We start from the raw sequence: 7,045 nt of genomic DNA, 5'->3' as shown, positions 1-7,045 counted from the left end.
TCAAATTTGGTCGTGACGTCGGCGCTTACAGTGATAGGGCCGCGTCTTCCGGTGGATTTCGAGCGTATAGATCTTTTGGCCTCTTGTCTTAAAAAATCGTAGCCGAATATAAAATCTCCGCTATCGTAGCTGTATTTGCCTTTAAATTTAGCCCCGGCTTGCTTGTCGGTTAGCCCTAGCGCTCCGCTGCCGCCGTCTTTGTAGGCGCTATACGAGTCCATGGTTAGCTTTTGATAATAAGGCGATAGATTAAACGTCAGCGCGTCGTTTAAATTTATAGAGTAGTCGGCGTTTACGCTAACTCTTTTGTTTAGAAAGTCGGTTTTGCTTGATCCCGCTTGCCTTCTATCCTGCTCTAGCTGAGCTTTGCTTAGAGCGCCGGTGGTGCGGCTTTTGTCTTTAAAATAGCTTGAGTTTATAGATAGCGCCTGATCGTCCGTTATCTGATAGGTTAGGCCGCCCGAGACGTAGTCCTCTTTGGTTTTATCTCCGCGTCTATAACCGTTTGAGTCCGATTTTTTCGCGTTTAGTTTTAAAGATAGCGCATCAGTTACTCCGCCGCCGACGTTTAGGGCTACGTCTTTATAGGAGTATGAGGCTAGCTTGCTAGAGACGCCTGCGTAAAATTTCTTTTTGCTCTTTTTGGTGATGATATTTATCACGCCTCCCATCGTGCCGCTACCGTATAGCACGGTGCCGCCTCCCGGGACTATCTCTATCCTATCTACGTCCTCGATAGGTATCATATCTACGGGGATCCTAGTAGGCGTAGTGTCTATCATGTTTAGCGCGACGCCGTCCACCATCACCTTTACGGTCGTGGTCGATCTAGCCGACGAGCTCCTTCTGGAGCCTTGTCCGCGCATATCTACGTTGTTGCCGTTTAGGCTGACGCCCGGAGCTTTTTCTAGCGCTTCTTTGATATCGCGGTATCCCCTGTCCTCTATCTCTTTTGCGGTTATTACCGTTACGTTTCTAACCTCGTCTTTTAGCGCGCTCTCAAAGCCAGTCGTAGTTATGACGGTGGCGTCTAGTCTAGTGGAGCTATCCTCTGCGGCGTATAAATTTAGACTTGCTATCAGCGAAAGCGCGATAGCTCCTTGGCTTGATTTAGCAATCATAGTTGTTCTCCTTGGTTAAATTTACAGGGAGATAAAACCGGGTTCATTTTCTATCCTTTGGGCTTTTTCTTGATATTTAGCTCGACGTTTTGCGTGCCGCTATCTTTTAAAATAGAGATCAAATTTACGACCTCGCCGTAGTTTATCGCTTCATCTGCGTTTAGTTTGACGCTCTCTTTTTGCTTTGGGGTTAAATTTGCGATTTGCGCGGCTAGATCTGCTAAATTTAAGCTTTTTTGCTCGCCGTTTATACTCAAAAGCACTTCGCCGTTAAGTAGATAAAAAACCTCGACGTTTTTGGTATCTTTTTCGTCCAAATTTGACGCGCTTTGGGGCAGGACGATGTCGATGTGGGCAAATTTGTTAAAAGAGGTCGTGACCATAAAAAATAGCAAAAGCACAAATATCACGTCGATCAAATTTAACATCGAGATGCCGGCGTATCTGGTCTTATCTCTGCGGACATACTTCACAGCTTCTCCTTTCAAAACTGCGGCCAAACAGGCTCATAATGCGGTTTAGATCGTTTAGGATGAAGTCTATTTTCTTGCTAATCATGAGAAAAAATATCACGCAAGGAATCGCCACTATAAGCCCAAAAGCCGTCGTATAAAGCGCCTCGGAGATACCGACTGCTACGAGCGGAGCGTCCACTCCGCCGCTAAGTCCGCTAAAGGCCTTTATCATACCAACTATCGTGCCCAGTAGCCCTAGCTGCGGGCTCGCGCTCGCGCAAAGCCCCAGTATCCACGTGCGCCGCTCAAGCGAGGTTAGCTGCATGGATACGGCCTCCTCGGCGATGTAGTCGATCTGCGTTTTGCTAGCGCCTTCGCCCAAATTTTCCGCGACGAAAAGCGCGGTTTTAGCAAGCGAGTTTTTGTAGCTTTTGCAAAACTCTTTGATTTTTGCGTAGTCGCCTTCTAAAATAAGATTGCAAAGCTTGATCTTAAACGAGCTGGTAGCGTCTATTTCGATAAATAAAAAATACGCTCCCTTTTCAAGAAGCACCGCAACGCCAAGCACCGAGAGGCAAAATATCGGCCACATAAATATACCGCCGACTTCTATATACTCAAACATTTTAATCCTAATATTAATTATCAAAAGCGGTTTATTATACCGCTGCTATCATTAATCGGTAATAAAATTTGACGGTATTTCATAACGTTAGATAACAAAATCCAAATAACTTTTCGCAGAGAAACAGAGCGTCCAAAAAGGCAAATTTAGGACACAAAGCCCTAAATTTAGCGGTTTAGTAGGTGTACTTAAACTCTACGTAGTAGTTTCGCTCGTTTGCCGGGCTATACTCGTAGATGCCGGTTTGGTTGTTTTTGCCTTGGTAGTCGTAGTATTTTTTGTTAAAGAGATTTTTTACGCCTCCTGTTATGCCAAATCCGTTTTTAAATTTATACGAAAGGCCTGCGTCCACGATGCTGCGAGATGGGATGTTGTCGTAGTTTACGTCCTTTTTCTTTGAGTAAAATTTATAGTCCGCAAACACGTGCAAGTCGCTCACGATCTCGTAGTCCGCGCCGAATATAAATTTGTGTTTTGAGACGTACGGTACCTCTTTGCCCGCGTTATCGCCTTTTTTGATTGTGGCGTTTACGTAGGCGTAGGACTGGCTTAAAATCAGCCTATCAAAGAGATTTTGCCTGCTAAAAAACTCAAATCCGTAGCGTCTAGTTTTTGCGATGTTGTAGTATTTCCAAGCGTCTCCGTGGTTGGCCCCGAGCTCGACATAGGCTATCTCGTCGCTAGTGTCGGTTAAAAACACGGTAGCGTTTACCGGCATGCTTGCGACGTGATCTTTTAGCTCGATCTCGTAGGTGTTAAATTTTTCCGATTTTAGGTCGTTAAATTTGTATTGTTTAGTGATCTGATCTTTGTCGGTTAGCTGAGAAGGCGAGGGCGAGATGTAGCCGCGCTCAAATTTAAAATATACGTTTCCGGTGTCTGAGTATCTGAAATTTGGCGTAAACTCAAACGCGTGGTTGTCGATATCTCTGCCGTCGCTTATGGCGTTGTAGCTAGTCATCGGAGGAAAAGGCATGCCGTTTCTAAAGCCCTTCATATCTGAAACCCTGCTGGCCTCGTACTGCGCGCGCTCAAATCTATACCCGAAGCTTAGATCAAAAACCTGCGTAAATTTATGCTTTTCCATAAAATAAAGCGCGTGAGTGGTCTTTTGTAGATCAAGCGTCGTGTCGTGTTTTAGGCTTATTATCGGCGATGTTTTCACCTTGTAGTGCGACTCTCTCTCGCCTTTGTTTTGCTCATAGTTCGTAGCCGAAGATAAACTCGCCGCTGCCGTAGTCGAGCTTGTTTTTAAAATTTACGCCGTATTTTTTATCGCCAAAAAGCCCTTTCGATGGATAGCGCACGCCGCGAGCCGACTCGGTCGAGGAGGTTTTGATTTTGATTTTTTGATAATACGGCATCAAATTTACCGAGTAAAAGTCGTTAAATTTGCCCTCGTAAACGGCGCTAACGCCGATTTTCTCGTTTTCAAAGAGCTTTGTTAGGCCGTTATTTGCATTTTGCCTGCGGTTTTGCGAGACTTGATCTTGGGTTAGGGTGCCCGGATCGTTCCTTTTTGATTTAAATATGCTAGGCGTCAAATTTAGTGAGTGAGAGTCGTTAAATTTGTAGTTTAGCCCGCCGCTTAGGTAGTTTTGCACTCCTTGTAGTCGTGTCTGTAGCCTTTTTGACCGAAGGCCTTGTCGCTAAATTTTAAAAACAGATCCTCGCTCACGTTTCCGCCGACGGTGGCTGCGGCGTCGCGGTAGCTATACGAGCCTATCTTGGAGCTCACGTTTGCGAAAAAATCTCGCGGCTTTTGCTTGGTGATGATATTTACCACGCCGCCTCTAGTGCCGCTGCCGTAGAGCACGGCTCCGCCTCCCGGCATCACTTTGACCTGCTCGATGTCCTCGATCGCGATCATCTCAAGCGGTATTATGCCATGCGCCGCATCGACCATATTTATCGGTACTCCGTTTAGCATGATTTTTACGGCCATAGTCGGCGTCGCGCCGTCTCCGCGCATACCTTGTCCGCGCATGTCTATGTTTTCGCCTAGGCTTGAGGTGCTGACGAAATCGACGCTAGGGATCTTTTCTACGAGCTCTTTTACCGAGCGGTAGCCGTAGGCCTCGATGTCTGTTTTGGTTACGACGAATATATTTCTAGTCTCGTCTTTTAGCGTGCTTTCAAAACCCGTCGCCGTTACTATGGCGGCGTCAAGCGTGATGTTTTGGGTTTGTGCGTTTAGGCTCGCGGCTGCTACTAGCGACAAAAGTATAAATTTGCCGCCTTGCGCGCCTAATCTTTTTTTGCTCATTTTAACTCCCTTCGATTTTATCATAATTAATAATAAAAATCAATTTATGTAAGTTTAATTTATAAAATAGAAATTCGAGTGGGATTTCGGGTTTAAATTTGCAGACGATTTTGAGCGTTTAAATCGTAAAATTTAAAGAACAAATTTTAAAGGCTTTAAAAATAAATTTGATGCGAGGTAAAGCTTGGAAGGGTTTAAATTTGAGGGTTAAATTTGGCGTAAAAACAAGCGAGCGCGCTAAATTTACGCTCCGGCTAAAGAGGCGCAAGGGGAGGATTCAGCCCTCCATGCTGTTTACGATGTTTATGACCTCGTCGCGTAGGCTCTCGACCGTTAGTTCGGCTTTTTTCTCAAACGGCACGAAGACCTCGCCCTCATCGCACGCGATGTGCATGCCGTCCTCGGTGATATCGGTCATTTTGACGTTTTGCGGGTTCGTAAAGCCGCCAAATTTCGCGCACATATCCTCTGTAAGGCCGATGAAGTTATCATTCATCATACCTAGCGCCATCTCTTTGGCTTCTCTTGCCTCTTCGCTTAGCTGCATTATGTCTCCTTGATTTTAAAATGATATCCGTTATTTTAACCATCTTTAGCTGAAATTTAGCCCTTAATAAGCGCGATTTTGCCGTTTTTTATCTCGTAAATTTTATCCGCCGCACCAAAATACGCATCGTCGTGGCTGATCGCAAAAATCGTGTAGCCTTGTGCTTTAAGCTCCGGCAAAAACTCAGTGTAAAAATGCCGCCTAAACTCGGGGTCTTGATCAGCCGCCCACTCGTCAAGGATCAAAAATTTGCGCTTTTCAAGCAACGCCGCGACCATCGCGAGGCGCTTTTTCTGGCCTTGGGAGAGATTTAGCGTGCTAAAATTCCCGTCCTTGACGCTTACTTTATTTTCTATCGACATCTTTTTTAGCAGCTCCTCTATTAGTGCCTCATCCTCGCTCATCACTTCGTCAAAGAGATAAAAGTCGCTAAACACCGCGCTAATCGTGTTTGCGTAGCTTTTTAAATTTGACTCGGTGATCTTGACGTCATCTGCGAACATCTCGCCGCTTTTTGGCGCTAGAAGCCCGGCTAGGATCATAAATAGCGTGCTTTTGCCGCTACCGTTTTTACCGATCAAAAATACCGTATCGCCGCGACTAACCTCTAAATTTATATCTTTTAGCGCAAATTCGCTCCCCTCGTCATAGGCGAAATTTATATCTTTTAGGCGCAGTTTTTGCCAAATTTGCGGAGCCGTCTCGCCTAGCTCAAATTCCGGCTCAAAGGGCGCTAGGTCTAGCTTTTTTAGCCGCTCGTAGGCGATACGCGCGCGAAATACGCTAGGCACCGAGTAAAGCAGCATCATGAGGGGCGCTCGCAAAAAAAGTATCGCTAGCGCAACCGTGATCGCGTCTTGCAGGCTTGCGGCGTCGTAGGCTAGGCAAAAATATATCTCGATGCCCACGGCGCCTAGCATCACGGTGTTTAGCCAGTTGCTCATAAAGGACTGATGGATCTCGGCTTTTACGATATTTTCGCGCAGGCTTTTTGCGTTTGGGATAAAGCGGTCCCAAAAAAGCCGTTTCGCGCGGGCTAAATTTAAGCTAAGCTCCCTGTGTCCCTCGATGCAGGTCTGATAGTCGCGGTATAGCGCATCCTCGCCGTTACGGCATTGTTCGTAGTATTTGTGGATATTTTTGATGAAGTATCGGCAAATCCATGTCGCCGCGCTCATCCAAAGCACCAAAAACACGAAAATCTCGGCTGAGATATAAAGCACATAAGCGCCCGTCGCGCCGATGATGAGCACGCCTTGGATGATGCTTGGCACCTGCATAAAGCCGTCGGTTAGGCTGCGCACGTCGCTTGAGAGCGAGGCGATCAAATTTGACTTGCCCGCGGCTACGATTTTTTGATTTGCGGTATCTAGGATCCTTTTTATCGTTTTGGCTCGCAGCTCGTAGACAAAGTCGTTGCCGATTACGCTAAGAGCGATGCGCGAGAGCACCGAAAAGCCCAAAAATAAAATCAAAAGCGCAAAAAATGCGAGCAAAATTTGAGCGTCTTGTTCTTTTAAATTTAAGAGGTATTTGTTGATAAAGGCTAGTATCAGGATCCCAGAGCCGCTAAAAACGGCGCTAGATACGATCATGGCGATGATTTGCCAAAGCGTTTTTTTTGATATTTTTTTAAACATTTTCATTCTTTTTGAGAGCTTATTTCATTTTAGCCGCCATTTTATAAGAATATTTTTAAAATTTCGCTAAAATCGGGCTTTATTTAAAGGAGAAATTTGCAAACGGTTTTGCGGGTCGTATCGACCAAAACTGAAGCCAAAAAATCGACGTTTTTGTGTTTTTTGTGTCCTATTTGCGAGTTTAAGGCCTTGCACGAGCGCCTAAAGGCCGAGCATCCAAAGGCCGCGCACGTCGTGTGGGCGCTGCGCGAACGAAACGGCTACGGCCAGATAGTGGAAAATCAAAGCGACGACGGCGAGCCAAAGGGCACGAGCGGGCAACCCTCGCTAAACGCGCTTAGAGGCGCCCAGCTCGTAAACTCGGGCGCGCTAATAGTTCGGTATTTTGGCG

9 protein-coding genes are annotated in these 7,045 nt (G+C 46.0%); 1 reads left to right on the top strand and 8 read right to left on the bottom strand.

The annotated features are described in order from the left end of the window. From Q0546_RS02650 to Q0546_RS02615, 8 genes are all read right to left on the bottom strand, one after another. Positions 1 to 1,121: TonB-dependent receptor plug domain-containing protein (locus tag Q0546_RS02650; protein ID WP_298790280.1), on the bottom strand; the 1,121-nt coding region annotated here is incomplete at its 3' end. 50 nt (positions 1,122 to 1,171) lie between these two features. Then, positions 1,172 to 1,594: a biopolymer transporter ExbD gene (locus Q0546_RS02645; RefSeq protein WP_298790278.1), complete on the bottom strand. Its 423-nt coding sequence runs from the start codon at positions 1,592 to 1,594 to the stop codon at positions 1,172 to 1,174. Then, entirely contained in the window at positions 1,572 to 2,201 is a 630-nt protein-coding gene (locus Q0546_RS02640; RefSeq protein WP_298790276.1) for a MotA/TolQ/ExbB proton channel family protein, read from the bottom strand. Before Q0546_RS02640 ends, Q0546_RS02645 begins: the two co-directional genes overlap by 23 nt. Before the next feature lie 175 nt (positions 2,202 to 2,376). Continuing rightward, the gene (locus tag Q0546_RS02635) at positions 2,377 to 3,366 is read right to left on the bottom strand and encodes a TonB-dependent receptor (protein ID WP_298790274.1); all 990 of its coding nucleotides are present in this window, start codon (positions 3,364 to 3,366) and stop codon (positions 2,377 to 2,379) included. Between the two features lie 34 nt (positions 3,367 to 3,400). Continuing rightward, complete coding sequence (locus Q0546_RS02630) at positions 3,401 to 3,805, bottom strand: hypothetical protein (RefSeq protein WP_298790272.1); 405 nt, start codon at positions 3,803 to 3,805, stop codon at positions 3,401 to 3,403. After that, the gene (locus Q0546_RS02625; protein ID WP_297940344.1) at positions 3,790 to 4,467 is read right to left on the bottom strand and encodes a TonB-dependent receptor plug domain-containing protein; all 678 of its coding nucleotides are present in this window, start codon (positions 4,465 to 4,467) and stop codon (positions 3,790 to 3,792) included. Before Q0546_RS02625 ends, Q0546_RS02630 begins: the two co-directional genes overlap by 16 nt. Before the next feature lie 277 nt (positions 4,468 to 4,744). Next, a complete protein-coding gene (locus Q0546_RS02620) occupies positions 4,745 to 5,014 on the bottom strand; it encodes a DUF2470 domain-containing protein (protein ID WP_002949591.1) in 270 nt (89 codons plus the stop codon). Between the two features lie 56 nt (positions 5,015 to 5,070). Beyond that, the gene (locus Q0546_RS02615; RefSeq protein ID WP_298790270.1) at positions 5,071 to 6,654 is read right to left on the bottom strand and encodes a cyclic peptide export ABC transporter; all 1,584 of its coding nucleotides are present in this window, start codon (positions 6,652 to 6,654) and stop codon (positions 5,071 to 5,073) included. A gap of 96 nt (positions 6,655 to 6,750) precedes the next feature. Between Q0546_RS02615 and Q0546_RS02610 the strand changes: the two genes are divergently transcribed. Then, a partial coding sequence (locus Q0546_RS02610; RefSeq protein ID WP_298790269.1) for a YigZ family protein occupies positions 6,751 to 7,045 on the top strand: 295 nt, incomplete at its 3' end.

Origin of the sequence: uncultured Campylobacter sp., assembly GCF_937997465.1 — a bacterium.
Lineage (GTDB): Bacteria > Campylobacterota > Campylobacteria > Campylobacterales > Campylobacteraceae > Campylobacter_A.
Note: the sequence above shows the minus strand (reverse complement) of the source record. Positions and strands in the feature narration are given on the sequence as shown.

Coding starts and splice junctions, on each gene's coding strand:
- Q0546_RS02640 (WP_298790276.1), bottom strand. CDS start 2,201: ATGTTTGAGTATATAGAAGTCGGCGGTATATTTATGTGGCCGATATTT.
- Q0546_RS02615 (WP_298790270.1), bottom strand. CDS start 6,654: ATGTTTAAAAAAATATCAAAAAAAACGCTTTGGCAAATCATCGCCATG.
- Q0546_RS02625 (WP_297940344.1), bottom strand. CDS start 4,467: ATGAGCAAAAAAAGATTAGGCGCGCAAGGCGGCAAATTTATACTTTTG.
- Q0546_RS02620 (WP_002949591.1), bottom strand. CDS start 5,014: ATGCAGCTAAGCGAAGAGGCAAGAGAAGCCAAAGAGATGGCGCTAGGT.